24 protein-coding genes, 4 tRNA genes, 3 rRNA genes and 1 riboswitch are annotated in these 26,014 nt (G+C 44.9%); of the genes, 5 read left to right on the top strand and 26 right to left on the bottom strand.

Annotation, left to right across the window (positions count from 1 at the left end):
* Positions 1 to 10: 10 nt before the first annotated feature.
* Positions 11 to 295 carry a co-chaperone GroES gene (gene groES / locus NSU05_RS03295; RefSeq protein ID WP_003155970.1) on the bottom strand — a complete coding sequence of 95 codons (285 nt, stop codon included), beginning with the start codon at positions 293 to 295 and terminating at the stop codon, positions 11 to 13.
* Between the two features lie 238 nt (positions 296 to 533).
* Between groES and NSU05_RS03290 the strand changes: the two genes are divergently transcribed.
* Together NSU05_RS03290 and NSU05_RS03285 are read left to right on the top strand one after the other, a co-directional pair.
* A complete protein-coding gene (locus NSU05_RS03290) occupies positions 534 to 1,268 on the top strand; it encodes a type II CAAX endopeptidase family protein (RefSeq protein WP_003234069.1) in 735 nt (244 codons plus the stop codon).
* On the top strand, positions 1,265 to 1,456 hold the full coding sequence (locus tag NSU05_RS03285) for a YdiK family protein (protein WP_003225680.1): 192 nt from the start codon (positions 1,265 to 1,267) through the stop codon (positions 1,454 to 1,456). Before NSU05_RS03290 ends, NSU05_RS03285 begins: the two co-directional genes overlap by 4 nt.
* Positions 1,457 to 1,687: 231 nt before the next feature.
* On the opposite strand, the gene tatC is transcribed toward NSU05_RS03285, so the two are convergent.
* From tatC to moaC, 4 genes are read right to left on the bottom strand one after another with little or no spacing between them, the layout of a single operon-like run.
* Entirely contained in the window at positions 1,688 to 2,452 is a 765-nt protein-coding gene (tatC, locus tag NSU05_RS03280) for a twin-arginine translocase subunit TatC (RefSeq protein WP_072174264.1), read from the bottom strand.
* Between the two features lie 6 nt (positions 2,453 to 2,458).
* Positions 2,459 to 2,632: a sec-independent protein translocase protein TatAY gene (tatAY, locus tag NSU05_RS03275; protein ID WP_003234072.1), complete on the bottom strand. Its 174-nt coding sequence runs from the start codon at positions 2,630 to 2,632 to the stop codon at positions 2,459 to 2,461.
* A 21-nt stretch (positions 2,633 to 2,653) separates the two neighbouring features.
* Positions 2,654 to 3,301, bottom strand: a complete 648-nt coding sequence (locus NSU05_RS03270) for a redox-sensing transcriptional repressor Rex (RefSeq protein WP_003234073.1) — start codon at positions 3,299 to 3,301, stop codon at positions 2,654 to 2,656.
* Positions 3,298 to 3,810: a cyclic pyranopterin monophosphate synthase MoaC gene (moaC, locus tag NSU05_RS03265; protein WP_003243499.1), complete on the bottom strand. Its 513-nt coding sequence runs from the start codon at positions 3,808 to 3,810 to the stop codon at positions 3,298 to 3,300. The genes NSU05_RS03270 and moaC overlap by 4 nt, the downstream gene beginning before the upstream one ends.
* A gap of 125 nt (positions 3,811 to 3,935) precedes the next feature.
* On the opposite strand from moaC, the gene abc-f reads away from it, so the two are divergent.
* Positions 3,936 to 5,864, top strand: a complete 1,929-nt coding sequence (gene abc-f / locus NSU05_RS03260) for an ABC-F type ribosomal protection protein (RefSeq protein ID WP_015482882.1) — start codon at positions 3,936 to 3,938, stop codon at positions 5,862 to 5,864.
* Between the two features lie 230 nt (positions 5,865 to 6,094).
* On the opposite strand, the gene tsaD is transcribed toward abc-f, so the two are convergent.
* The 12 genes from tsaD to NSU05_RS03200 all read right to left on the bottom strand — a co-directional run bounded on the left by tsaD (position 6,095) and on the right by NSU05_RS03200 (position 15,282).
* Positions 6,095 to 7,135: a tRNA (adenosine(37)-N6)-threonylcarbamoyltransferase complex transferase subunit TsaD gene (gene tsaD, locus NSU05_RS03255; protein WP_038428442.1), complete on the bottom strand. Its 1,041-nt coding sequence runs from the start codon at positions 7,133 to 7,135 to the stop codon at positions 6,095 to 6,097.
* The gene (gene rimI, locus NSU05_RS03250; protein ID WP_003243019.1) at positions 7,128 to 7,583 is read right to left on the bottom strand and encodes a ribosomal protein S18-alanine N-acetyltransferase; all 456 of its coding nucleotides are present in this window, start codon (positions 7,581 to 7,583) and stop codon (positions 7,128 to 7,130) included. The genes tsaD and rimI overlap by 8 nt, the downstream gene beginning before the upstream one ends.
* Before the next feature lie 9 nt (positions 7,584 to 7,592).
* A complete protein-coding gene (gene tsaB / locus NSU05_RS03245; protein ID WP_003234078.1) occupies positions 7,593 to 8,282 on the bottom strand; it encodes a tRNA (adenosine(37)-N6)-threonylcarbamoyltransferase complex dimerization subunit type 1 TsaB in 690 nt (229 codons plus the stop codon).
* Entirely contained in the window at positions 8,263 to 8,739 is a 477-nt protein-coding gene (gene tsaE / locus NSU05_RS03240) for a tRNA (adenosine(37)-N6)-threonylcarbamoyltransferase complex ATPase subunit type 1 TsaE (protein ID WP_015382920.1), read from the bottom strand. Before tsaE ends, tsaB begins: the two co-directional genes overlap by 20 nt.
* Positions 8,740 to 8,753: 14 nt before the next feature.
* Positions 8,754 to 9,731 (bottom strand): thiamine-phosphate kinase, encoded by a 978-nt coding sequence (gene thiL / locus NSU05_RS03235; RefSeq protein ID WP_038428441.1) that lies wholly within the window; start codon positions 9,729 to 9,731, stop codon positions 8,754 to 8,756.
* Between the two features lie 180 nt (positions 9,732 to 9,911).
* Positions 9,912 to 9,988 (bottom strand) — tRNA-Asp (locus tag NSU05_RS03230).
* 60 nt (positions 9,989 to 10,048) lie between these two features.
* Positions 10,049 to 10,125 (bottom strand) — tRNA-Met (locus tag NSU05_RS03225).
* Between the two features lie 14 nt (positions 10,126 to 10,139).
* Positions 10,140 to 10,255, bottom strand: a 5S ribosomal RNA gene (gene rrf, locus NSU05_RS03220).
* Between the two features lie 55 nt (positions 10,256 to 10,310).
* Positions 10,311 to 13,238 (bottom strand): 23S ribosomal RNA (locus NSU05_RS03215).
* 170 nt (positions 13,239 to 13,408) lie between these two features.
* Positions 13,409 to 14,958 (bottom strand): 16S ribosomal RNA (locus NSU05_RS03210).
* The 16S, 23S and 5S rRNA genes sit together here with 4 tRNA genes alongside, the layout of an rRNA operon.
* A 160-nt stretch (positions 14,959 to 15,118) precedes the next feature.
* A tRNA-Gly gene (locus tag NSU05_RS03205) sits at positions 15,119 to 15,192 on the bottom strand.
* 13 nt (positions 15,193 to 15,205) lie between these two features.
* Positions 15,206 to 15,282: transfer RNA gene (locus NSU05_RS03200), tRNA-Arg, on the bottom strand.
* Positions 15,283 to 15,608: 326 nt separating this feature from the next.
* On the opposite strand from NSU05_RS03200, the gene NSU05_RS03195 reads away from it, so the two are divergent.
* Complete coding sequence (locus NSU05_RS03195; protein WP_038428440.1) at positions 15,609 to 16,463, top strand: manganese catalase family protein; 855 nt, start codon at positions 15,609 to 15,611, stop codon at positions 16,461 to 16,463.
* Positions 16,464 to 16,521: 58 nt separating this feature from the next.
* Here NSU05_RS03195 and gmuG read toward each other — a convergent pair whose 3' ends face one another.
* The 8 genes from gmuG to NSU05_RS03155 all read right to left on the bottom strand — a co-directional run bounded on the left by gmuG (position 16,522) and on the right by NSU05_RS03155 (position 23,768).
* Positions 16,522 to 17,610 carry a mannan endo-1,4-beta-mannosidase gene (gene gmuG / locus NSU05_RS03190; RefSeq protein ID WP_038428439.1) on the bottom strand — a complete coding sequence of 363 codons (1,089 nt, stop codon included), beginning with the start codon at positions 17,608 to 17,610 and terminating at the stop codon, positions 16,522 to 16,524.
* Between the two features lie 18 nt (positions 17,611 to 17,628).
* Positions 17,629 to 18,576 (bottom strand): mannose-6-phosphate isomerase, class I, encoded by a 948-nt coding sequence (manA, locus tag NSU05_RS03185; protein WP_038428438.1) that lies wholly within the window; start codon positions 18,574 to 18,576, stop codon positions 17,629 to 17,631.
* Positions 18,573 to 19,472 (bottom strand): fructokinase GmuE, encoded by a 900-nt coding sequence (gmuE, locus tag NSU05_RS03180; RefSeq protein ID WP_029317333.1) that lies wholly within the window; start codon positions 19,470 to 19,472, stop codon positions 18,573 to 18,575. Before gmuE ends, manA begins: the two co-directional genes overlap by 4 nt.
* Before the next feature lie 28 nt (positions 19,473 to 19,500).
* Positions 19,501 to 20,214: a transcriptional regulator GmuR gene (gmuR, locus tag NSU05_RS03175; RefSeq protein WP_015715336.1), complete on the bottom strand. Its 714-nt coding sequence runs from the start codon at positions 20,212 to 20,214 to the stop codon at positions 19,501 to 19,503.
* A gap of 148 nt (positions 20,215 to 20,362) precedes the next feature.
* Positions 20,363 to 21,760 (bottom strand): 6-phospho-beta-glucosidase GmuD, encoded by a 1,398-nt coding sequence (gmuD, locus tag NSU05_RS03170; protein WP_038428436.1) that lies wholly within the window; start codon positions 21,758 to 21,760, stop codon positions 20,363 to 20,365.
* Between the two features lie 17 nt (positions 21,761 to 21,777).
* Positions 21,778 to 23,106, bottom strand: coding sequence for a PTS cellobiose transporter subunit IIC (celB, locus tag NSU05_RS03165; RefSeq protein WP_038428435.1), 1,329 nt, complete (start codon positions 23,104 to 23,106; stop codon positions 21,778 to 21,780).
* Between the two features lie 18 nt (positions 23,107 to 23,124).
* A complete protein-coding gene (locus NSU05_RS03160; protein ID WP_003234101.1) occupies positions 23,125 to 23,457 on the bottom strand; it encodes a PTS lactose/cellobiose transporter subunit IIA in 333 nt (110 codons plus the stop codon).
* The gene (locus tag NSU05_RS03155; protein ID WP_014475989.1) at positions 23,457 to 23,768 is read right to left on the bottom strand and encodes a PTS sugar transporter subunit IIB; all 312 of its coding nucleotides are present in this window, start codon (positions 23,766 to 23,768) and stop codon (positions 23,457 to 23,459) included. Before NSU05_RS03155 ends, NSU05_RS03160 begins: the two co-directional genes overlap by 1 nt.
* 176 nt (positions 23,769 to 23,944) lie before the next feature.
* A riboswitch (purine riboswitch) is annotated at positions 23,945 to 24,044 on the top strand.
* Between the two features lie 55 nt (positions 24,045 to 24,099).
* On the opposite strand from NSU05_RS03155, the gene pbuE reads away from it, so the two are divergent.
* Entirely contained in the window at positions 24,100 to 25,266 is a 1,167-nt protein-coding gene (gene pbuE, locus NSU05_RS03150; RefSeq protein WP_038428434.1) for a purine transporter PbuE, read from the top strand.
* Between the two features lie 15 nt (positions 25,267 to 25,281).
* Here the strand turns inward: pbuE and NSU05_RS03145 are convergent, their stop codons facing one another.
* A complete protein-coding gene (locus NSU05_RS03145; protein ID WP_082200996.1) occupies positions 25,282 to 25,899 on the bottom strand; it encodes a YdhK family protein in 618 nt (205 codons plus the stop codon).
* Between the last annotated feature and the right edge of the window lie 115 nt (positions 25,900 to 26,014).

The raw sequence follows: 26,014 nt of genomic DNA, 5'->3' as shown, positions 1-26,014 counted from the left end.
TATTTAAGAATTAGCCAATAACAGCTAAAATGTCGCTTTCACGTAAGATTAAGTATTCAGTACCTTCGTATTTCACTTCAGTACCTGCGTATTTTGAGAAGATAATGCGGTCGCCCTCTTTTACTTCTAAAGCAACGCGCTCTCCGCTTTCTAACACGCGACCTGAACCAGCTGCCACGATTTTGCCTTCTTGCGGTTTTTCTTTTGCAGAATCCGGCAACACAATTCCGCTGGCAGTTTTTTCTTCAGATTCTACGAGTTCAATGACAACGCGATCACCTAATGGCTTTAACAATGTAATAACCTCCTCAATAGTATGAATATGTAATTTTAGCACTCAGCACTAAAGAGTGCTAACACAATTCTTATAATAAAGAATCTCCCTTCCAATTTCAAGTGATAAGATAAAAAATTTTTCACGCTTACATGATTCTTTTCAGCTCCCGTATCCGTTAGCTTTTTCACCCCAGTTCCGATTATGTTACAATAGCTGTAGATGAACGAAACCCACTTAACAAAGGAGTACATACCATTTGAGAAAACAGTATTGGTTTATTATTTTGACATATATCATCATGCAGTTTTCCGCATTAATCGCGATTCCCTTGTTATTTAAATTCGGTTATGCCGGAGGACAGCCTACAGATGAAAATATGCTGCATGCACAAGGATTATGGTCCGTTATCAGCTTTATCGCCTGTCTCGTTGTTGTTCTGCTCATTCTGAGAACCGTTCCGAAAGAAACGCTGCGAAACGGACAGAAGGACTCAATCGGACTTTCTATCCTTTGGGCGATAGCCGGTTTTTTCATTGCCCTTTTCTCTCAAGGAATAGCAGGCTCTATTGAATATTATGTTTTTGGCATCGGAAGAGAATCAGAAAATACACAAGCGATTCTGGATGTCATTCAGGCAGTCCCGCTCATGATTATCGTTTCTTCCATCGTCGGGCCTATATTAGAAGAAATCATCTTCAGAAAAATCATTTTCGGCGCACTGTACGAAAAAACGAATTTCTTTTTCGCAGGACTGATCAGCTCGGTTATTTTCGGTATTGTTCACGCTGATTTGAAGCATCTTCTTTTATATACAGCAATGGGCTTCACCTTTGCCTTTTTATATGCGAGAACAAAACGGATATGGGTGCCGATTTTCGCCCATTTAATGATGAATACATTCGTCGTCATCATGCAGCTTGAGCCTGTTCGGAATTACCTTGAACAGCAGAGCACACAAATGCAATTGATTATTGGAGGATTATTTTTATGAGAAACCCGGTAGTTTGGGGAATGATCTACTTTGCCGTAGGGTGCATCTTTACTTATCTTGCCGCAAGCTCGCCAGGCAGCATGTGGTCATTTTACTCCATCCTGCTGATGGTGTTCGCCGCTTACAACATCAGCATTTCCTTTAAGATGTTCGCCTTTTCATTTAAAATCAAAAAGAACCAGAAATAAAGAAAATCCATTTCTGAATGAGAAATGGATTTAAATTAAATCCTAAAACGGCTTTCGTTTTAGGATTTTGTCATTTTCAGCGTGATTGAAAACCCTTGAAGTCTAGGAAAGGCGAGCATTGGAGCGGAGCGAATGTTTTCATTCGTGAGCACCAACGCACAGGCTTGACAACGAATGCGGGGGTTTGTCAACACGCTGAATCCATTTCTCGCATGAGAAATGGATTTTTTATTATTGCCCAGAAGACACGTCCCGATCGGCTGCACTGCTTTTCTGTGCTTTCCGATAAGCGGCCTTCGATATAAGGATACTGATTTCATATAAAATCAAAAGCGGGACTGTGACCATCATATGGGACAGAAGCTCAGGCGGTGTAATCAGGGCTGCGATCACCAGCAGCGTAAAATACGCATACTTTCTGATTTTCGCCAAGAACATCGGTGTCACAATTCCGAGCCTGGTCAAAAACATGAGGATGACCGGCATTTGGAACAGCAGTCCAAACGGAATCGTCAGCTGCAGAAGAAAATGAAAATATTCATTAATTCCGATCACCTGATTGACATTCAAGTCCTGAGAAATTCGCTTCATAAAATCAACAACAAAAGGAAATAAAATATAATATGAAAAAGATAAGCCCGCTAAAAACAGCAAAATAGAGATCGGAATGTAGCTGAGCGTTACTTTGCGCTCTTTCTCATAGAGGCCCGGGCTCACAAAAGCCCAAAGCTGATAAAGAATAACCGGCGAGGTCAAGACTATGCCGATGATAAATGCAAATTGCATAAACACATAAAGCGGGTCTGTCAGGTTAAACGCGTTAAGCGTAAGCTGCTTCGCTTCATCTGTTTCTTGCAGGTACACAATAATCGGCTTTGCTAAAAAAAATCCAGCAATAAAGAAAACGACAAACGCCAGCGCTACAATCAGCAACCGTTTTCGAAGCTCAGCAATATGCTCCAGCAGCGACATTTGATTCACTTTCATTCGTGTCATCCTAACTTACTGATCTTCTTTCTTTTTTTCCTCTTCATCACTCGTTAATCCTTTAGTAGCGTTTTTGAATTCACGAAGTGTGTCTCCCGCTGCTTTCCCCAATTCAGGCAGCTTTTTGGGACCGAAGATAATCAGAGCAACGATTGCGATAACAGCAAGGCTTCCAGGACCGATCGGCATATTTGGGCTCCTCCTTTCCCTCTATTCGATTTCCTCTAAAACTGAATAATGCTTCAAAAAATAAACCAGTGACTGAAGCTCAACTGCTAAATCTATATGATGAATTCGAATGTGTTCCGGCACATTCAAACGGGCCGGCGTAAAATTAAGGATTCCCTTGATTCCTAATGCGACCAATCTGTCTGTAATGGATTGAGCGGCAACTGCTGGCACTGTAAGAATGGCAACTGATTCATCTTTTACGTGTTGTTCAAGGTCATCAAGGTTATAGACGGGCACGCCGCCTACCTCAGTTCCTATTTTACTCTCATTTATATCAAAAGCCATAGAAATTTTTGTGTTATTATTTTTTGTGAAATTATAGTGAAGAAATGCCGTTCCCAAGTTCCCGACACCAATCAAGATGACGTCTGTCATCTCATCCTGATCAAGCGTTTTTCGGAAAAAAGACAGCAAATAATCCACATTATATCCGTATCCTTTTTTGCCAAGAGCTCCAAAATAGGAAAAATCCCTCCGAATCGTGGCAGAATCAACCTTTACGGCATCACTGAGTTCAGCGGATGATACACGCTGTTTTCCTGACGCATGCAGATTCTTTAAAAAGCGATAGTAAAGCGGCAGCCGTTTCGCCGTCGCCTGCGGAATTTTTGATTGATCCTTATTCATTTTTGGTCCTCCAAATTATACTCGGATAGTTCTCTTTTAAAGTCACCGTTTTTCCCGCCTGTCTTCTCCAGCAAGAAAGTAGGGCCGATGACCATCCCCTTATCAAGGGCCTTGCACATATCGTAAACGGTAAGAGCGCACACCGATGCAGAAGTGAGCGCTTCCATTTCCACACCTGTACTCCCTTTCGTTTTGACCTGTGCTTTTATATGAAGTATAACTTCTGCTTCTTTTATTTTCCAGTCAAACGATATATCTACCCCGCTCAGTGAAAGCGGGTGGCACATCGGAATGATATTCGACGTTTGCTTTGCGGCCATAATGCCTGCCACCTGCGCGACAGCCAGTACATCTCCTTTGCCGATATCGTGACTTTGTATTTTCTCGTACACCTCATTCTTCATGTGTACGCTTGAAACAGCCGCCGCAGTACGGACAGTCGAAGATTTTTCGCTGATATCCACCATCTGGGCTCTGCCCTGTTCATTAAAATGAGAAAATCCATTCATATTAAAACGCTCCTTAAACAGATCATACACTATTTTCTTCTCTATGTCTTATATGGCCAATGTATTGTTTGCTGACTTCTGGTTCATAAGCTACACTTAACTTATTATAGCAGAGGTGAAATAATATGATGATCTTACAAATTAATCAGCTGTCCAAATCGTTTGGTGCTGATACTATTTTAAACAATATAAAGCTGGAAGTCAGAAATCGTGATCGCATCGCCATTGTAGGAAGAAATGGCGCCGGAAAATCCACGCTCCTTAAAATTATCGCAGGCCAGCTTTCGTATGAAAAGGGCGAAATTATTAAACCGAAAGATATTACAATGGGATATCTCGCCCAGCATACTGGCTTGGATTCTAAGCTTACCATAAAAGAAGAGCTGCTGACTGTTTTTGACCACTTAAAAGCAATGGAAAAGGAAATGCGGGCTATGGAAGAAAAAATGGCGGCAGCTGACCCGGGTGAATTAGAAAGCATCATGAAAACCTACGACCGCCTTCAGCAGGAATTCAAAGATAAAGGCGGCTATCAATATGAAGCGGATGTAAGATCTGTGCTGCATGGTCTCGGCTTCAGCCATTTTGACGATTCTACACAGGTTCAAAGCCTCAGCGGAGGCCAGAAAACAAGACTGGCTTTAGGTAAGCTTCTGTTAACACAGCCTGATTTGCTCATTCTCGATGAGCCGACAAACCATCTGGATATTGATACGCTTACCTGGCTTGAGCATTATTTGCAAGGCTATTCAGGCGCCATTCTCATCGTTTCGCATGACCGCTACTTTTTGGACAAAGTAGTAAACCAGGTATACGAGGTATCAAGAGCAGAAAGCAAAAAGTATCACGGCAACTACAGCGCTTATCTCGACCAAAAAGCCGCGCAGTATGAAAAAGATCTGAAAATGTATGAAAAGCAGCAGGACGAAATTGCAAAGCTGCAGGACTTCGTAGACCGAAATCTGGCGAGAGCCTCTACCACCAAAAGGGCGCAAAGCCGCAGAAAGCAACTGGAGCGAATGGAAGTCATGTCAAAACCGCTTGGCGATGAAAAATCCGCAAACTTTCATTTTGATATTACAAAACAGAGCGGAAATGAAGTCCTCCGTGTTCAGGATCTCACAATCAGCTATGAAAACCAGCCGCCGCTTTTAACAGAAGTGTCATTCATGCTGACAAGAGGAGAAAGCGCCGCGCTTGTCGGCCCTAACGGAATTGGTAAATCAACATTGCTGAAAACATTGATAGACACCCTAAAACCAGATCAAGGAACGATCTCATACGGCTCAAATGTCAGTGTCGGCTATTATGATCAGGAACAGGCTGAGCTGACTTCCTCTAAACGTGTCCTTGATGAGCTGTGGGACGAGTACCCCGGGCTCCCAGAAAAAGAAATCAGAACGTGTCTCGGAAATTTCTTATTCTCCGGAGATGATGTGCTGAAACCAGTTCATTCACTGAGCGGAGGCGAAAAAGCAAGATTGGCTCTAGCTAAGCTGATGCTTCAAAAAGCCAACTTTCTCATCCTTGATGAACCGACTAACCATCTGGATTTAGACAGCAAAGAAGTTCTCGAAAACGCGCTGATTGATTATCCAGGCACACTGTTATTTGTCTCACATGACAGATATTTTATTAACAGAATCGCCACAAGAGTATTGGAGCTTTCTTCAAGCCATATAGAGGAGTATCTGGGAGATTACGATTATTATACAGAGAAAAAAACAGAGCAGCTTGAATTGGAGAAAATAAATCAACAAGAGGAAACTGAAAAAACGCCAGCTACAGTGAAGTCTGACTCCAAACGTTCCTACGAGGAAGAAAAAGAATGGAAAAAGAAAGAGCGCCAACGACTCCGTCGGATTGAAGAAATTGAAACCACTGTTCAAACCATTGAAGAAAACATCAGCCGCAATGATGAATTGCTATGTGACCCTGAAGTCTATCAGGATCATGAAAAAGTACAAGCTATCCATGCAGACAATGAGAAGCTCAATCAGGAGCTGGAATCTCTTTTGTCCGAATGGGAAGAACTATCCACAGAAGAAGATTAAAAAAGTCAAGCACCTCTTTTTAGAGGTGCTTTTTATCCACAGAACATACCCTAATAAGCAAAACAAAGTAAGCGCTTTATACACAATATCCACAAAATATTCTGAATTTATCCACTTTATTAACAGCGACTTCAGCCCTTTATCCATCTATATCTCTATAATTACTCACAGACATGTGGATAAATTGTGAATTATCTGTTAATAACAAACATATAAAAAGTCTCACGCTATTATCTCGTGAGACTTTTATAAGAAGTCAATTCAAGGCCGGGCTGGCCATTCATATCATATGCACCGCGAATTCCTTTTTCAAAAGCAATTGTACCAGCAGCAGCAATCATCGCAGCATTATCCGTGCATAAAGCTAATGGAGGAATGACAAGCGTAATCCCTTCATGCTGGGCAAATTCCTTTTCTAATGCAGCTCTGAGGCCTCTGTTTGCAGCTACTCCTCCGGCTAAAAGGACCTGTTTGACATCATATTCCTTTGCCGCGCGCGCCGTTTTGGTTACCAAGACATCGATCACACTATTTTGGAAGCTGGCAGACAAATCTTCCGGAGCAATCTCTTGCCCTTTTTGGGATGCATTATGAAGCGTATTGATCACTGCAGACTTCAACCCGCTAAAGCTGAAGTTGTAAGAGCCTTCTTCAAGCCATGCGCGAGGAAGCGGAATATTGTCTTTCCCTTTTTCAGCTAGCTTGTCAATTTGCGGTCCACCCGGATATGGCAATCCCATCGTCCGCGCCACTTTGTCGTAAGCTTCTCCTGCCGCATCATCAAGGGTTTCCCCAATGACTTCAAATGATCCATGTTCCTTCATATAAACCAGTTCTGTATGGCCTCCTGAAACGACCAATGCCAGTGCCGGGAACACGATGTCTTCTACAAGACGGTTCGCGTATATATGACCGGCTATATGATGAACGCCTACTAACGGAATGTTATGTGCAAAGCTCAATGCTTTAGCGGCATTCACTCCAATAAGAAGCGCCCCCACCAGTCCCGGACCTTCTGTTACTGCAATCGCATCAATATCACTATACGTCATGCCAGCTTTGCGAAACGCCTCTTCTATAACCAAAGTGATTTGTTCAACATGATGTCTTGAAGCAATTTCCGGAACAACGCCTCCGAAGCGCTTATGGCTTTCAATTTGAGAGGCTACTACGTTTGAAATGATCTCTTTCCCGTTTTTCACAATAGCTGCAGCAGTCTCATCACAGCTTGTTTCAATTCCTAATACGTACATGTCTTTTTGCTCACTCATTTATCGTCACCCACATAATTAACGCATCTTCCCCGTTATCAGTATAATAGTTCTTTCTTATTCCGCCGGGCTGCATCCCGAATTTCTTATATAAGCCTTGAGCAGGATGATTCGAAACCCTCACTTCAAGCGAAAGCCGCCTTGCGTCTTTTTCTTTGCACAGTTCAACAGCTGAGCGAAAAAGCGTTTCTCCTAAAGACTGGCCGCGATACTCTGGTTTTATCGCTATATTTGTAATTTGGGCATCGTCCATCACAATCCAAATCCCGCAATACCCAGCAAGATGGCCGTCCTTTTCAATCACGAGATAATGAGCATACGGATTTTCCAGCAGCTCATGATAAAACGAATCCTTCGTCCAAGGAGACGTAAAGGAGGATGCTTCGATTTCGTATACGTGATCTATATCTTCAAGCCGCATATTTCTGACCGCTGCTTTTGTTTTCATCCTATCACCCTACTTTTGACTTTCAATCCATTTCGCTTCAGCTTCTGCCAGCCGCAAGTAATCCGGGACAAGCCCATGAACATCAGCTGCTTCCTTTTCCTTCCCGAGAAAAGCCAATTCTGAAGGACGCGGGTTATGCTGGGCGGCAGTTCCAATGAACCCTTTTGTTCCAAGCACATCCTCGATCATCTGCTTGTGAAGAGAAGTATCATGGCCTAAAAACAAAACAGGGCGGTCCTTTTCTTTTAGCATCTCCAGCCAATCTGCCAGCATCACATTTTGATCTGGAACAACTTGCTCTAAAAGCCCATTTTTATATTGATACAGACCTGTGTACACCTGTCCCCGTCTAGCATCAAAGATTGGGCTGATCAGACCGTCAAAATGCCGGCCATTTGCCGCAAGCGTCTCAAGACTTGATACAGCACTTATTGGAATGTCTAAAGACCAGGCAAGTGTTTTGGCCAACGTCACACCTATTCTTACTCCTGTGTATGAACCAGGGCCTTTTGCAACGACAATTTTAGAAAGGTCCTGCGGTGCCATATCACAATCATTCAGCAATGAATGAACAGCAGGCATCGCTCTTACAGAGTGGTTCTTTTTCAAATATGTAATGTACTCTGCTATAACAGTGTCTTCTCGAAGCAGCGCAATGCCCAATGTATAATTTGATGTATCAATTGCTAATATTGTCATGTCTACTTAACTCCTCACAAAGCATTTCATACCGATTCCCGACAGCAGTAAAGGTAATTTCCCGCTCATCATCACCAGCTCTTTTGATGACAATTTGCAGTCGCTCCTGCGGCAGCTGTTCTTCAATTAAATGAGCCCATTCAACGAGACAGACACCTTGTCCGTGAAAATATTCATCAAGTCCCAAATCTTCACTTTCATCTTCCATTCTATACACATCCATGTGATAAAGAGGAAGTACGCCATCGTTATATTCTTTTATAATTGTAAAAGTCGGACTGTTTACAACACGTGTAATTCCCAGCCCTTCTGCAAAACCTTTCGTAAAAGTCGTTTTTCCTGCACCTAAATCGCCCTCTAATGTCAGGACGTCTCCCGGTTTAGCAAACGCTGCCGCAAGCTTGGCAATTGCTTTTGTTTCTTCTGGATTTACAGTTCTCCATTTTAATTGCTTCACACGAGTCACCCGTCTTATTTAAAATGATTATATCCCTTTTTCTCTAAGATCATTGATGTTTGATCTGTTTTTAGGATCACTTTAGATTTTGTTTTTTCCCTGACATGGCCAATCTTTGTAATGGGAAGTTGACGTGCTGCGCACTGCTGCTTCAACACTTCCCACTCCTCTTTTGAAACCGTCCCTGTCAGCTCAAAATCCTCACCGCCAAACAAAGCCCATTCTTTCCAGTTAGGATGAAGCTTAGGTAAATCAGAATGAATTGGAAGCATGCTTTCATCAATTTCAATTGAAACACAGCTGGCTTCTGCAATCTCGTTCAGTTCACTAGCCAATCCGTCACTAACATCATTTAAAGCTGCCCGTTTAAAACACGAGCATAATCTGCCGACGCTTACTCTTGGCTCAGGCCGTTTATGCCTATGGATAAAGTAATCCGTTTCCACAGATGAGTTTTGAGGATTAGTCTCTTCCAGCAATAAAGAAAGCCCTGCTGCAGAAGAACCGATTTCACCGGTTACAAACACAATATCATCCGGTTTTGCCAAGCTGCGCAAACAGGCCTGTCCCTTTTCAATTTCACCGATCACAGTGACTGTAACGACTAATTTGTCAGCGGTAGAAACTGTATCGCCGCCAATCAGATCCATCTGATATAGTTTCGCCAGTTCATTCATTCCTTCATACATCGCCTTGATTTCGGATGCCGTCCATTTTGAAGGTACCGCAAGTGATACCAAATAAAATTTCGGAATGCCTCCCATCGCGGCAATATCACTTATATTAACGGCTAACGCCTTATACCCGATATCTTCAGGTGAGGAATAGTGTAATTTGAAGTGCACGTCTTCTACCATAGTATCAACACAAACAATTTCCTGAACGCCGTGTTTCGCAGTGTAGAGCGCTGCATCATCACCTATTCCTACATCAACGGAAGAATGGTGAATGGTCCGCGGAGTAATGCTATGTATCAAATCAAATTCATCCATGAACCAAAATCTCCTTTCAACCCTGCTTATGCCTATATGTGCTCTTCCTAGTTTATCGAATTTTGCTGGAATATCCAAGATGTTCCCGATATAAAGAAAGCTTGGCTATGACACCAAGCAGAAGATACAGTAAAAGAAAACACAAAAAAAACGAAAACATGATCGTTTCGTTTACATTAATGGCGGTCCGGACGGGACTCGAACCCGCGACCTCCTGCGTGACAGGCAGGCATTCTAACCAACTGAACTACCGGACCATATTTGTATAAGATTATTTTAGTTGTACCCTTAGGGCACTCCTTATTTAATCATATATTTGGTTGCGGGGGCAGGATTTGAACCTGCGACCTTCGGGTTATGAGCCCGACGAGCTACCGAACTGCTCCACCCCGCGATGATAAAAGTAATGCTTGGCGGCGTCCTACTCTCACAGGGGGAAACCCCCGACTACCATCGGCGCTGAAGAGCTTAACTTCCGTGTTCGGTATGGGAACGGGTGTGACCTCTTCGCTATCGCCACCAAACAAATTGAGAGTGTTCTCTCAAAACTAGATAACAGGTGCGACATCATTCAAAAATATGGTTAAGTCCTCGATCGATTAGTATCTGTCAGCTCCATGTGTCGCCACACTTCCACCTCAGACCTATCAACCTGATCATCTTTCAGGGATCTTACTTCCTTGCGGAATGGGAAATCTCATCTTGAGGGGGGCTTCATGCTTAGATGCTTTCAGCACTTATCCCGTCCGCACATAGCTACCCAGCGATGCCCTTGGCAGAACAACTGGTACACCAGCGGTGCGTCCATCCCGGTCCTCTCGTACTAAGGACAGCTCCTCTCAAATTTCCTGCGCCCGCGACGGATAGGGACCGAACTGTCTCACGACGTTCTGAACCCAGCTCGCGTACCGCTTTAATGGGCGAACAGCCCAACCCTTGGGACCGACTACAGCCCCAGGATGCGATGAGCCGACATCGAGGTGCCAAACCTCCCCGTCGATGTGGACTCTTGGGGGAGATAAGCCTGTTATCCCCGGGGTAGCTTTTATCCGTTGAGCGATGGCCCTTCCATGCGGAACCACCGGATCACTAAGCCCGACTTTCGTCCCTGCTCGACTTGTAGGTCTCGCAGTCAAGCTCCCTTGTGCCTTTACACTCTGCGAATGATTTCCAACCATTCTGAGGGAACCTTTGGGCGCCTCCGTTACCTTTTAGGAGGCGACCGCCCCAGTCAAACTGCCCACCTGACACTGTCTCCCCGCCCGATAAGGGCGGCGGGTTAGAAGGTCAATACAGCCAGGGTAGTATCCCACCGATGCCTCCACCGAAGCTGGCGCTCCGGTTTCCAAGGCTCCTACCTATCCTGTACAAGCTGTACCAACATTCAATATCAGGCTGCAGTAAAGCTCCACGGGGTCTTTCCGTCCTGTCGCGGGTAACCTGCATCTTCACAGGTACTATAATTTCACCGAGTCTCTCGTTGAGACAGTGCCCAGATCGTTGCGCCTTTCGTGCGGGTCGGAACTTACCCGACAAGGAATTTCGCTACCTTAGGACCGTTATAGTTACGGCCGCCGTTTACTGGGGCTTCAATTCGCACCTTCGCTTACGCTAAGCGCTCCTCTTAACCTTCCAGCACCGGGCAGGCGTCAGCCCCTATACTTCGCCTTACGGCTTCGCAGAGACCTGTGTTTTTGCTAAACAGTCGCCTGGGCCTATTCACTGCGGCTCTCTCGGGCTTGCACCCTAACAGAGCACCCCTTCTCCCGAAGTTACGGGGTCATTTTGCCGAGTTCCTTAACGAGAGTTCTCTCGATCACCTTAGGATTCTCTCCTCGCCTACCTGTGTCGGTTTGCGGTACGGGCACCTCTCACCTCGCTAGAGGCTTTTCTTGGCAGTGTGGAATCAGGAACTTCGCTACTATATTTCGCTCGCCATCACAGCTCAGCCTTATGGGAAACGGATTTGCCTATTTCCCAGCCTAACTGCTTGGACGCGGATATCCAATACCGCGCTTACCCTATCCTCCTGCGTCCCCCCATTGCTCAAATGGTGAGGAGGTGGTACAGGAATATCAACCTGTTGTCCATCGCCTACGCCTTTCGGCCTCGGCTTAGGTCCCGACTAACCCTGAGCGGACGAGCCTTCCTCAGGAAACCTTAGGCATTCGGTGGAGGGGATTCTCACCCCTCTTTCGCTACTCATACCGGCATTCTCACTTCTAAGCGCTCCACCAGTCCTTCCGGTCTGGCTTCACAGCCCTTAGAACGCTCTCCTACCACTGTTCGAAGAACAGTCCGCAGCTTCGGTGATACGTTTAGCCCCGGTACATTTTCGGCGCAGAGTCACTCGACCAGTGAGCTATTACGCACTCTTTAAATGGTGGCTGCTTCTAAGCCAACATCCTGGTTGTCTAAGCAACTCCACATCCTTTTCCACTTAACGTATACTTTGGGACCTTAGCTGGCGGTCTGGGCTGTTTCCCTTTCGACTACGGATCTTATCACTCGCAGTCTGACTCCCAAGGATAAGTCATTGGCATTCGGAGTTTGACTGAATTCGGTAACCCGGTAGGGGCCCCTAGTCCAATCAGTGCTCTACCTCCAAGACTCTTACCTTGAGGCTAGCCCTAAAGCTATTTCGGAGAGAACCAGCTATCTCCAGGTTCGATTGGCATTTCACCCCTACCCACACCTCATCCCCGCACTTTTCAACGTGCGTGGGTTCGGGCCTCCATTCAGTGTTACCTGAACTTCACCCTGGACATGGGTAGATCACCTGGTTTCGGGTCTACGACCACGTACTCATGCGCCCTATTCAGACTCGCTTTCGCTGCGGCTCCGCATCTTCTGCTTAACCTTGCACGGGATCGTAACTCGCCGGTTCATTCTACAAAAGGCACGCCATCACCCGTTAACGGGCTCTGACTACTTGTAGGCACACGGTTTCAGGATCTCTTTCACTCCCCTTCCGGGGTGCTTTTCACCTTTCCCTCACGGTACTGGTTCACTATCGGTCACTAGGGAGTATTTAGCCTTGGGAGATGGTCCTCCCGGATTCCGACGGAATTTCACGTGTTCCGCCGTACTCAGGATCCACTCAGGAGAGAACGAAGTTTTGACTACAGGGCTGTTACCTCCTATGGCGGGCCTTTCCAGACCTCTTCATCTACCTCGTTCTTTTGTAACTCCGTACAGAGTGTCCTACAACCCCAAGAGGCAAGCCTCTTGGTTTGGGCTAATCCCGTTTCGCTCGCCGCTACTCAGGGAATCGCATTTGCTTTCTCTTCCTCCGGGTACTTAGATGTTTCAGTTCCCCGGGTCTGCCTTCTCATATCCTATGAATTCAGATATGGATACCACTCCATTACGAGTGGTGGGTTTCCCCATTCGGAAATCTCCGGATCAAAGCTTGCTTACAGCTCCCCGAAGCATATCGGTGTTCGTCCCGTCCTTCATCGGCTCCTAGTGCCAAGGCATCCACCGTGCGCCCTTTCTAACTTAACCGTTAAAAAGAATCACTATGTGATATCTTGTGTTACTAATTGAATGTGATGTCTACTGTTATCTAGTTTTCAAAGAACACGTTTCGAAGGAATGATCCTTCAAAACTAAACAAGACAGGGAACGTTCTGTTTATAAGACCCAAGGTCTTATATTCCGTATAATATCCTTAGAAAGGAGGTGATCCAGCCGCACCTTCCGATACGGCTACCTTGTTACGACTTCACCCCAATCATCTGTCCCACCTTCGGCGGCTGGCTCCTAAAAGGTTACCTCACCGACTTCGGGTGTTACAAACTCTCGTGGTGTGACGGGCGGTGTGTACAAGGCCCGGGAACGTATTCACCGCGGCATGCTGATCCGCGATTACTAGCGATTCCAGCTTCACGCAGTCGAGTTGCAGACTGCGATCCGAACTGAGAACAGATTTGTGGGATTGGCTTAACCTCGCGGTTTCGCTGCCCTTTGTTCTGTCCATTGTAGCACGTGTGTAGCCCAGGTCATAAGGGGCATGATGATTTGACGTCATCCCCACCTTCCTCCGGTTTGTCACCGGCAGTCACCTTAGAGTGCCCAACTGAATGCTGGCAACTAAGATCAAGGGTTGCGCTCGTTGCGGGACTTAACCCAACATCTCACGACACGAGCTGACGACAACCATGCACCACCTGTCACTCTGCCCCCGAAGGGGACGTCCTATCTCTAGGATTGTCAGAGGATGTCAAGACCTGGTAAGGTTCTTCGCGTTGCTTCGAATTAAACCACATGCTCCACCGCTTGTGCGGGCCCCCGTCAATTCCTTTGAGTTTCAGTCTTGCGACCGTACTCCCCAGGCGGAGTGCTTAATGCGTTAGCTGCAGCACTAAGGGGCGGAAACCCCCTAACACTTAGCACTCATCGTTTACGGCGTGGACTACCAGGGTATCTAATCCTGTTCGCTCCCCACGCTTTCGCTCCTCAGCGTCAGTTACAGACCAGAGAGTCGCCTTCGCCACTGGTGTTCCTCCACATCTCTACGCATTTCACCGCTACACGTGGAATTCCACTCTCCTCTTCTGCACTCAAGTTCCCCAGTTTCCAATGACCCTCCCCGGTTGAGCCGGGGGCTTTCACATCAGACTTAAGAAACCGCCTGCGAGCCCTTTACGCCCAATAATTCCGGACAACGCTTGCCACCTACGTATTACCGCGGCTGCTGGCACGTAGTTAGCCGTGGCTTTCTGGTTAGGTACCGTCAAGGTACCGCCCTATTCGAACGGTACTTGTTCTTCCCTAACAACAGAGCTTTACGATCCGAAAACCTTCATCACTCACGCGGCGTTGCTCCGTCAGACTTTCGTCCATTGCGGAAGATTCCCTACTGCTGCCTCCCGTAGGAGTCTGGGCCGTGTCTCAGTCCCAGTGTGGCCGATCACCCTCTCAGGTCGGCTACGCATCGTTGCCTTGGTGAGCCGTTACCTCACCAACTAGCTAATGCGCCGCGGGTCCATCTGTAAGTGGTAGCCGAAGCCACCTTTTATGTTTGAACCATGCGGTTCAAACAACCATCCGGTATTAGCCCCGGTTTCCCGGAGTTATCCCAGTCTTACAGGCAGGTTACCCACGTGTTACTCACCCGTCCGCCGCTAACATCAGGGAGCAAGCTCCCATCTGTCCGCTCGACTTGCATGTATTAGGCACGCCGCCAGCGTTCGTCCTGAGCCAGGATCAAACTCTCCGATAAATGGATCACAGGTTAAGTTCACCGCATCCTGCGGCGACACCTGTGTGACCTGCGTCGTGCAGGCCCTAGTTTGACTGACTACGCACATCGCTGTGCGATTTATAAAAATGAATTAACAGGTACGTTTTGTCTTGTTTAGTTTTCAAAGATCATTCAATAATGGAGCGGGTGATGAGAATCGAACTCACGACATCAGCTTGGAAGGCTGAGGTTTTACCACTAAACTACACCCGCGTGGTATCTTAAATGGCGCGCCCGAGAGGAGTCGAACCCCTAACCTTTTGATCCGTAGTCAAACGCTCTATCCAATTGAGCTACGGGCGCTTATCAAGCGACTTAACTATCATACTATCATTTGATGGTGAAGTCAAGAAGTTTTTTAAAATGTTTTTTCGAATCTTTTTCAATTCGACTTTTCTTATTATACACATTTTTAAAATCTTGTAAACACCTTAGAAAAACTTTTTTTGTTTTTCGTTTTGTTTCACGCTGTTCATCAGCGACGTTTAATAATATACCATGCCTGTTTTATTTGGTCAACACTTTTTCTGTATTTTTTTATTCTCTTCTTTCACCCCTTCTCATGTATATATTTTATCTCATCTTACAAATAATATAAGAAAATCTCTTAAGAAGAAATGAGGCGTGTTATGTATTACTACAAAGAGGAACTGATTAATATCATTAAACCGGACAAACCAGACCCGGCAGCTGCTAAGGTCCTGCAGGAGATATTAGGCGGTCATTACGGAGAAATGCGTACAATGATGCAGTTTTTTTTCCAAAGCTCTAATTTCAGAGGAAAGCAGAAACAGTACCGCGATCTGCTTCGCGGCATTTTTTTAGAGGAGATTGCCCACGTTGAACTGGTTCAAAACACAATCAATGCTTTATTAGATGAATCAGGTGGTGAAGGTGTCGGCAGTCAAGGTGCAGATCAAGCACCACTTAATGAAGCCGTTAAACATGCTAATCCTCATCATTATATTATTGGTGCGCAAAGTTCCCTTCCCGTTGATGCAGGGGGCAATCCGTGGAACGGGTCGTGGGTGTATAACCACGGAAACTTAATTACTGACCTGCTGGATAACCTGCTTCTTGAGTCGACAGGTGTGCTGCAAAAAACAAGAATTTATGAAATGAGCTCTAATCAGACGTTCCGCGAAACACTTGCTTTTCTGATTGTACGCGACAATGCTCACCAGAATGCATTCGCGAAAGCGCTCGAGACATTGGGCGTTGAATGGGCGAAGCTGCTCCCTGTGCCGAATTATGACATTAATAAATATCCTGAGTGCAGAAAGTATGTCGAATTAGGCTACCATAATGCACAGTTTAACTTTAGGTTGGATGAAACGAGAATCAGTGAAATCTATCAAGGGAAATCTCCAAGCCGAAATGGCGGAGAGTTACAAGTAATAAATCCTCCGGCAGGCTTTCCCGTACCAGTGCTTCCTGAAATACCAAATGAACACAGTCCTGGGTTAGGCGATATGAATGCTTAATCCAGTGGGAAGGTGCTCAAGAAACTTCTTGAGCACCTTCTTATTGTACATTACTGATTCATTCAACGATTGGCGTTAAAGAATCACCATTCCATATTTCTCCCTTGTTGAGTGTCCAGCTGTCATGATATAAAGCTGAAGCACCCTTGTTTACTGCTGGGCTCCATTCATCATTCCATGCCAGAAAGTAAATGGTTTTAGGATATTTTTGTTTTATAGCATTGATAAATAGGCTGTAATCAAAGCTGCCGTTTGCTGGTTGCGGGCCGACTTCTGTAAAAGCAAATGGTTTATTAAGCGCTGTTAGCTGATCGTATCCATTGATCGAGTAGGCATCTTGAAAATACGCATCTAATCCGACAATATCCACGTAAGACGCTCCCGGGTAAAAATCAGTTTTAAAATCTCGGTTGGCGTCGGGTGAGTAAACCCAAATCAAATGATCAAGTCCTCTTGTGTCGGTCATATAATGATAGATTTTCTTGTAGAGCTGTTTATATAGAGAGATTCTTTCATTATCCTTTTGGTTATATGATGTAAGTCCCCACCAAAACCATTCGCCGTTCATTTCATGCAGTGGCCTGAACAGAACAGGCACACCTTGGTTCTCCAGCTCTTGAAGTCCGTCAGCAATTTTGCTGAGCATGGCATTTAGCCGCTTTCCTTCTGCTGTTGAAGAATCTAGTATTTTTTTATACTGATCGTTTGTAATCGGTGTTTTAAAATGCCCTGACTGAAAAGCAGGGTTCGCCAGGTGCAAACTGATTTGCGGAATTCCGCCATTTTTCCAATACGAAATTAAATCACCGTTGCAGCTTACATCTATTGAATCTTCAATTTTAGCTGTTTCAAGCCACCCTCTGGCATAATCGCAGCCGTAAATAGCAGGCGATTGCCCGGTGGCGCTTCGGATTCTATCAGCCTCAGCCATAGAAAATGTGTCATGACTGTAACCTCCGAACGCTCCGGAAAGGACTCTGTTTTCCGTTCGGTTCGGCAGGTGTGCAAGCCAGTTCATCACTGCTTTTGTTGTCTGCTGGGCATTAGGATTCACAGGCGCCACAGTATGCGCTTCAATTGGTTTTGCTAAAACAGCAGACGCAAGTAAAAATATAATGAGCAAAGAGATCGTATGTTTCTTAAACAAATGCAACTCCCCCATTCATTAAGGATGAGATATCATGAATTCACATGTTCCTTCTATTGAAAACTCGCCAAAATGCGCAGGCAAGACAAAGTGTGAGCCTGCATTGCATTCATACTGAATACCATTATTTATGATTCGTCCTGATCCGCTCAGAACACTCCCCAGCAAATAGGTTTGATATGAAGGCAAAGCAGCTCGGCCGCTAATCTTCCATTTGTACACTGAGAAATAATCTGATTGCACATAAACAATGATCTCAGCGTTACCAACTTCTTTTACTTCCGGTGTATGCACTTTATCGATATGCGGTATCGTTATGACTTCCATGGCTTTTTCTATATGAAGAGTTCTTTTTTGGCCCTGGTCATTACAGCGGTCATAATCGTATACGCGATACGTTGTATCAGAATTTTGCTGGATTTCAAGGACAAGGGTTCCCTCACATAAAGCATGGAGTGTACCGCTTGGCACATAAAAGAAATCTCCGGGCTTGATTTTGATTCGCCTCAGCAGCCCGTTCCAATCACCGCTTTCTATTCGTTGTTTGAACTCTTCCTTTGTGCTTGCATGATGTCCCAAAATCAGTTCGGCGTCATCTTTGCAATCAATGATATACCAACACTCCGTTTTACCAAGGTCGCCATTTTCGTGCAGTTTTGCATAATCATCATCAGGATGGACTTGCACGGAGAGATCCATATTGGCGTCCAGCAGCTTTACCAGCAGCGGAAACACCTTACCATCCGGAAACCCGAATATCTCTGGATGATCTTGCCATACTTGATCTAGTGTTTTTCCTGCCAGCGGGCCATTTTTTACAGCCGACGGGCCATGGGCATGTGCAGAAACGGCCCAGCACTCACCTGTTTTTTGTGAGGGTATTGCGTAGCCAAAAGCGTCACGAAGCTTCGTCCCTCCCCATAGTCTTTCTTTAAAGACAGGCTCTAAAAATAAAGGATGCGTCATGATCGCACCTCCCCGGATGCTGCCTCTGCTTGTAAGGCCTGATGCGCTAAAACTAGCGTGCCGATGATTCCGGCATTACTGCCTAAACGTGGAGGTACAATATAATCACTTATATCATCTGATAATTCAGAAAAATCTAAGTAGCTGTTCATGATTTTTGGTACATATTGATAGATATAAGAAAACACTTGTTTCTGTTGCATGACGCCGCCGCCAAGAATGATTTTTTTAGGTGCAAGGATCAAAATATACTGAGCCAGTGCTTGGGCAATATAGTACCCTTCCAGTTCCCAGACTTGTGCTATATCTGATAAATCCGCGGCTTTTTTTCCCCAGCGGGCTTCGATAGCGGGGCCTGAAGCTAAGCCTTCAAAGCAATCTCCATGATAAGGGCACTTCCCTTGGTATACGTCATCCGGGTGCCTCCGGATATAAATATGGCCCATCTCTGGGTGTGACAGCCCCTGAAGGAGCCTCCCCTCTACAATAGCCCCCGCTCCGATGCCAGTGCCAATCGTTATATACAGGCAGCTGTCAAGACCCTTCGCTTCACCGAAAAGGAATTCACCCAGCGCCGCAGCGTTGACATCTGTACTAAAACCGACTGGGATCTTCATTTCGTTCTTAACGGTTTGCAAAAAGGGATAGTGTCTCCAGCCCGCTTTCGGCGTGGCCGTAATGGTACCGTATGTTTGACTGGTTTTATCGTTATCAACGGGACCAAAGGAGCCGATGCCGATTGCCTGTAATGAAAATTGGCGAAAATATTGAATCACTTTCTCTATCGTTTCATCCGGCATCTTTGTGGAGAATTCTATCCTGTCAATGATCGTTCCATCTTCTCTACCGACAGCACAAACAAACTTTGTGCCGCCTGCTTCAATACCGCCAAGCATGCAGATGGCCTCCTTGTTGTCTCCGCAATCAGCGCCGTATGTTTACAGAAGTCACAACAAACTTGTCATGCCGATGACGTGAAAAGGAATATTCAAATGGAATCCCGGTATCTAAGAAGCCCACATGTTCTACTTCCAGAATTGGATCATCCTGTTTACAGCCCAGATGCTGCTGGTCAATATGATCAGATTTGCAGGCTCTGATTTTCCGATGCGTTCCGGCGATTTTGAGCTGCAGCACATTTGTAATATGATTGTAGATCGAATCATGAAGGACATCGTCATTAATGCCCGGTATTAAATGAGTCGGCATATATGTTTTTTCTAATACATAGGGTTCACCTTCTACAATTCGCAGCCGAACGACATAATAAACCGGTGTTTTCTGATCAATAGACAAATGGGCGGCCACTTCCTCAGTGGGAAATTGCACTTCAAACTGAATGACCTTGCTTTGGATTTTTTTATCTTTCAGCAAGTTGGTCAATCCGAGAATCTCATTGCTGACTACATGTACATGGTCATCCTGTATTGCAGATTGAATAATAAACGTGCCATGGCCTCGTTTTCTGAACAGCAGACCCTCAGCAACTAAATTATCCAAGGCTCTCTTCATCGTCATGCGGCTTGAGTTAAATTCTTTTGCAAGAGATACTTCATCAGGAATGGGCTGATCGATCGGATATACGTTATTTTTAATTCTATTTCTCATTTCATTTGCAATGATTTCGTATTTATTCATTGGTATCCTCCGGCAGCTGTTAGAGTCTGATATCACATAAGCTTTTACGGATATCATAAGTTCTTTTCCCTATTTCATCAATGTTGCGGATTTTCGTCATCTCTATTCGTTATGATGATTGCCGGAAGATCTTGACCTTTAGGAAAATCTAGAAACCGTGTTGCTCAGCAACCTTTTTGAACCAATTTCCGCTCTTTTTGACGGTTCTTTCTCCGTCTTTCTCAAGATTGACTGATACAAATCCGTATCGGTTTTTATAGGCATTTGTCCAAGACCAGTTGTCCATGAACGTCCATAAGTGATAGCCTTTTACGTTCGAGCCTTCCTGTATGGCGCGGTGAATCCATTTGAGGTGCTCTTTTATAAATTCAATCCGGTAATCATCATGAATGATGCCTTGTTCATCTCTGAAGCGCTCTTCACCTTCAACCCCCATGCCGTTTTCAGAGATAAAACACTCGATGTTTCCGTAGTTTTCTTTTAAATTGATCAAAATATCATAAACGCCTTTTTCATAGATCTCCCAGCCGCGATGCGGATTCATTTTGCGGCCCGGCATGACGTAGGGATCAAAATACCTGTCAGGCAAAAAAGGAGCGTCGGGATTCGGAAGATGTTCTTTCGCTTTCACACGTCTCGGCTGGTAATAATTCACTCCCAACAGGTCAACCGTGTTCTTTTTGATGATGTCAAGATCTTCAGGAATGTAATCAGGCATAAAGCCTTCATGCTTCAAAATGTCAACCAGCTCTTTGGGAAATTCGCCTTTGACAGATGGATCTAAAAAAGATCTGTTAAAAAACGCGTCTGCGATTTCCCCGGCTTTCACATCCGCCGGATGGCTGCTTCTCGGGTATGAAGGGGTCAAATTTAAGATGATACCGATTTTTCCGTCCTGCTTCATCTCCCTGTAAGCCTGAATGGCACGGGCACTTGACAGCATCGTATGAAATCCAACCTGGACGGCCTCTTTAAAATCGACCTTGTTTGGATAATGAAAATCATATAGGTATCCGCCTTCTACAGGAACGATTGGTTCATTATGCGTGAACCATTTTTTCACTCTGCCGCCAAACAAACGGAAGCAAGTTCTTGCATAGTTTTCATACGCGTCAACCGTCTCTCTGTTGACCCAGCCGCCGATTTTTTGAAGCGCCATCGGCATATCGAAATGAAACAAATTGACAAAAGGTTCAATTCCGTTAGCGATCAACTCATCAATGACATTGTTATAGAAATTTGCGGCTTTATCGTTGATCTCGCCCGTTCCGTTTGGTATTAAACGCGACCAGGAAATCGACATCCGGAACGAGTTGTGGCCAAGTTCCTTCATCAGCCTGATATCTTCTTTATAGTTGTCGTAAAATTGGGATGTGTCTGCGGGTCCGACATGATCAAAAAAACGATGCGGTTCTTTTTCAAACCAATAATCCCATATATTCTGGCCTTTTCCGTCTCTGTCGGCGGCACCCTCCGTTTGTGTTGCTGAAGCCGATGATCCCCACCAAAAATCCTTTGGAAAACGATATTGTTCTGTTTGTGCCAAGTCTCTCTCCCCTTATGTCACATTTTTATGCTGTTATCATTTTGCTGAGCAGCTGTTTCCTGCACAGCCTGTTCTTTTTCTTTTGCCAGACTTAATTTATCCATTGCTTTTAGGAATGGAAACCAGATCACGAAGACAATCAGCAGATTGATAAGTTGCATCACGCCCCCCATGATTGAGTTCGTCGCCATGATGCCATTAATGAATAATGGAACCGTCCACGGCACCGTCACACCAGTCGGAGGCGGAACGAGCCCGGCTGACATAGCCAGATAGGTGACGAGCGTAACAACCATCGGTGCCAGCACCCAAGGCACAATAATGATCGGATTCATGACAATCGGAAGCCCGAAGATAATCGGTTCGTTTACGTTAAAAATACCGGGAGCGAGGCCAAGTTTTGATACTTGCTTCATCTGCCTGCTTTTCATGAATATGAGAATGGTAAACACAATCGCAAGCGTCATCCCGGTTCCGCCCATCCCTACTGTATAAATCTCCATAAACGGTTTTGAAATAATATGAGGGATTTCTTTTCCCGCCGTGTAAGCAGAAAGGTTTTCTACCTGCAGTGTATTCCAAATCGGGTCCATCACGGAGTTGATAATGATCTGTCCATGCAGTCCGAAAAACCAAAGAATTTGAATGAAAAACACGGCAATCAGCGTTGGGATGATACCGCTTCCAAGTCCGACAAGCGGAGCCTGAATCGCGTGATAAATGACGTCGTGCATATTTGTTTTAAAAAACAGAGTCACCATTACGTTAATCAGCAAAAATACGGTCAATGTGATAAAAGCCGGAATAAGTGCGGCAAATGATTTTGCTACAGCAGGCGGAACGCCGGCTGGCATTTTGATTGTCAGGTTTTTTTGAACGATTCTTCTGTAAATTTCGCCAGAAAGAAATGCCGTAATCATCCCAAGAAACATCCCTTTTGCACCGAGACGATCGACCGGGATAACCCCTGTAATGGCATCACCTGTTTCCGGCTGAACGATAAATGGCGTTAAGAGCAAAAAGGAAACCAAAGCGATCGCTCCGCCAAATACAGCTTCGACCTGATAGCTTTTCGACAGGTAATAGCCTATCCCGAACACAACAAAGACAGACATAATGCCCATTGTCGCCGTGGAGGCAATGCCGAAATGAGACTGAAACGACGTAAGCATTGAGGCGTTCATGATTTTGTTTAGAAACGGCAAATTCGTTAACACGACAAAAATGGACCCGAATATCGTCAGCGGGAAAGCCAGCATAAATGCATCACGCAGCACTTGCAAATAGCGGTTATTGTTTAACCTCCCTGCAATTGGAACAAGGAATTGGCTGATTTTCTCGAACACCCTATCCACCCCGATTATTTATAGATTCTTGGTTTTAAAGAGATCAAGCATCTCTTTCACTAATTCTTTCATGGATAATGTTGACATCAGATGATCCTCTGCATGCATAAGCAGCAATGAAAAAGCTGTTGCTTCTCCGCCGGATTCCTTCTGTATCATTTGAAAGTGAATGTCATGGGCCGCGGATAAATCATGCTCAGCCTTGGCAATGAGGGCATCAGCCTCGTCCTTGTTCCCTTCTTTGTAGGCGCGCAGTGATTGTATGATGCAGCTTCGGGCATTTCCGCTGTGCAGGATTAGCTGAAAACTGATTTGCTCGTCTGTTAAATTCGTGATTTTCATCTGTTCCATTATTGATTCACCATTAAGGACAATGCCTGCTCATACGCTTTTTTCCCATCTGCCATTCCGTAGGCCATCATGTCAATGACTTCAACCCGAATGTTGTATTGATCCGCTTCTTTTTGGAGTTCGCTTTTCAGAAAGCTCATTTGCGGACCAATCAAAACGGCATCCGCTTTTCTCATGTCTTCTTTTGCTTTATCCTGGCCAACAGCCCAAATCTCTGCTTCCTCACCAATAGACTGTGCGTATTCCTTCATTTTTGTCACCAATAAACTGGTAGACATTCCTGAACTGCACGCGAGTAATATTTTTTTCAACTGCTATCCCCCCTTGTGATTAAAACGCTTACACCGATTATTATAGTCATTTATTTTTAAATGTCTATACTTTTATAAAATAAATATAATCATATACTTGTCCGGTTCATCATTTTGTAAATTTTTCTATGGAAGATTCATTCATAATGTGGTACACTCATCAACGGAAACGAATCAATTAAATAGCTATTATCACTTGTATAACCTCAATAATATGGTTTGAGGGTGTCTACCAGGAACCGTAAAATCCTGATTACAAAATTTGTTTATGACATTTTTTGTAATCAGGATTTTTTTTATTTATCAAAACATTTAAGTAAAGGAGTTTGTTATGAATTTCAAAGTTTTCCTGCTTGCAGCTTCTACGATTGCAGTCGGATTGGTTGAGTTAATTGTGGGGGGAATTCTTCCTCAGATCGCAAATGATTTAGACATTTCCATTGTTTCAGCCGGACAGCTGATCAGTGTGTTTGCGCTGGGATATGCAGTATCTGGGCCGCTGCTTTTGGCATTGACTGCGAGGATTGAGCGGAAGCGCTTATATCTAATTGCTTTATTTGTTTTCTTCCTTAGCAATCTTGTCGCCTATTTCAGCCCTAATTTCGCAACACTGATGGTATCTAGGGTATTGGCAGCAATGAGTACAGGGCTGATTGTTGTGCTTTCTTTAACAATTGCCCCGAAAATTGTAGCGCCTGAATACAGAGCCCGCGCAATCGGAATTATTTTTATGGGATTCAGCTCTGCTATCGCATTAGGCGTGCCGCTCGGAATCTTAATCAGCGATTCCTTCGGGTGGCGGATTTTGTTCCTTGGCATCGGCCTGTTGGCACTGATCTCCATGCTGATTATTTCAATCTTCTTTGAAAGAATACCGGCGGAGAAAATGATTCCTTTCCGGGAACAACTCAAGACGATCGGTAATCTGAAAATCGCGAGTTCACACCTCGTCACGATGTTTACATTAGCTGGCCACTACACGCTTTACGCTTACTTTGCGCCGTTTTTAGAAGAGACTCTTCACCTGAGCTCTTTCTGGGTCAGCATTTGTTATTTCCTTTTTGGGATATCTGCTGTATGCGGAGGCCCTTTCGGAGGAGCGCTATCTGACCGGCTTGGTTCCTTTAAGAGCATTTTGCTGGTGACCGGTTCCTTTGCCATCATTATGTTCTTACTGCCGCTGTCTACATCGTCTATGATTTTCTTTTTGCCTGTCATGGTGATTTGGGGTCTTCTGAGCTGGAGCCTCGCCCCGGCTCAGCAAAGCTATTTAATTGAAATTGCACCTGATTCGTCTGACATTCAGCAAAGCTTTAACACATCGGCCCTCCAAGTCGGAATTGCCCTTGGCTCAGCCATTGGCGGTGTTGTTTTGGATCAGACGGGTACTGTAGTGTCAACAGCATGGTGCGGCGGATCGATTGTGATCATCGCTGTCCTGTTTGCTTTCATTTCTTTAACAAGACCTGTTCAAACAGCAAAAAAATCCTCCTTGTAAAAGGAGGATTTTTTATTATTTAGCTGAAAGCTCATCTTCGGTGACCCATTTGTGGTTTTTCACTTTTTCGCCGCTTGTTGTCGATGTATAGTCAACCATGTATACAGTTGTTTTTTCCGCGGAATCGATCTCGGCTGTTGCTCCTTTCATGCCTTTCATATGAGAAGCCTCTAAAATCACCTGATCTCCGGGTTGTAACGTTTTATCTCCGGCATCTTTGATTTCTTCTTGGATCACCCATTTGTGATGATCCACACGCTGTCCCCCATTAGTCGGAGTATAAGAAACAACATACGCAGTTGTATCATAGGCACCTGTTACCGTAGCTTCAGCACCTTTCATGCCTTTCATATGGGAAGTATTGATGATTACCTGGCTGCCTACTTTGTATTTCGGATTTTTAGATTCCTGTAATCCCTCTGGAACGTCAGCTGATCCGGAATGGTCCATCTCTTCATGTGTTGAGGAGTCTGAATGATTGTCATGTGTGCTTTCTTTCGTACTGTTGTTATTGCCGCATGCTGATAAAACAAAAACAAGAGATAACATCAGAATTCCCAGTGCATTTTTAGAGATTTTCATGTTCATTCTCCTTTGCTTCATTTTTTTCCTGTAACTTTTGCCCGCAGACAATGAAAACATGCCCTCTCGATAATACTATACCCCCGAACGGTATGTAAATACGCTGATATTCTCATAATGCGTTCCCGCAGTTTGTCCTATTCCCCTTTGTTTGCAAAGCCAAACA

The sequence above is a fragment of the Bacillus sp. EU52 genome, from assembly GCF_037964975.1.
GTDB lineage: Bacteria > Bacillota > Bacilli > Bacillales > Bacillaceae > Bacillus > Bacillus subtilis.
This window is presented reverse-complemented; position numbering and strand designations above follow the sequence as displayed.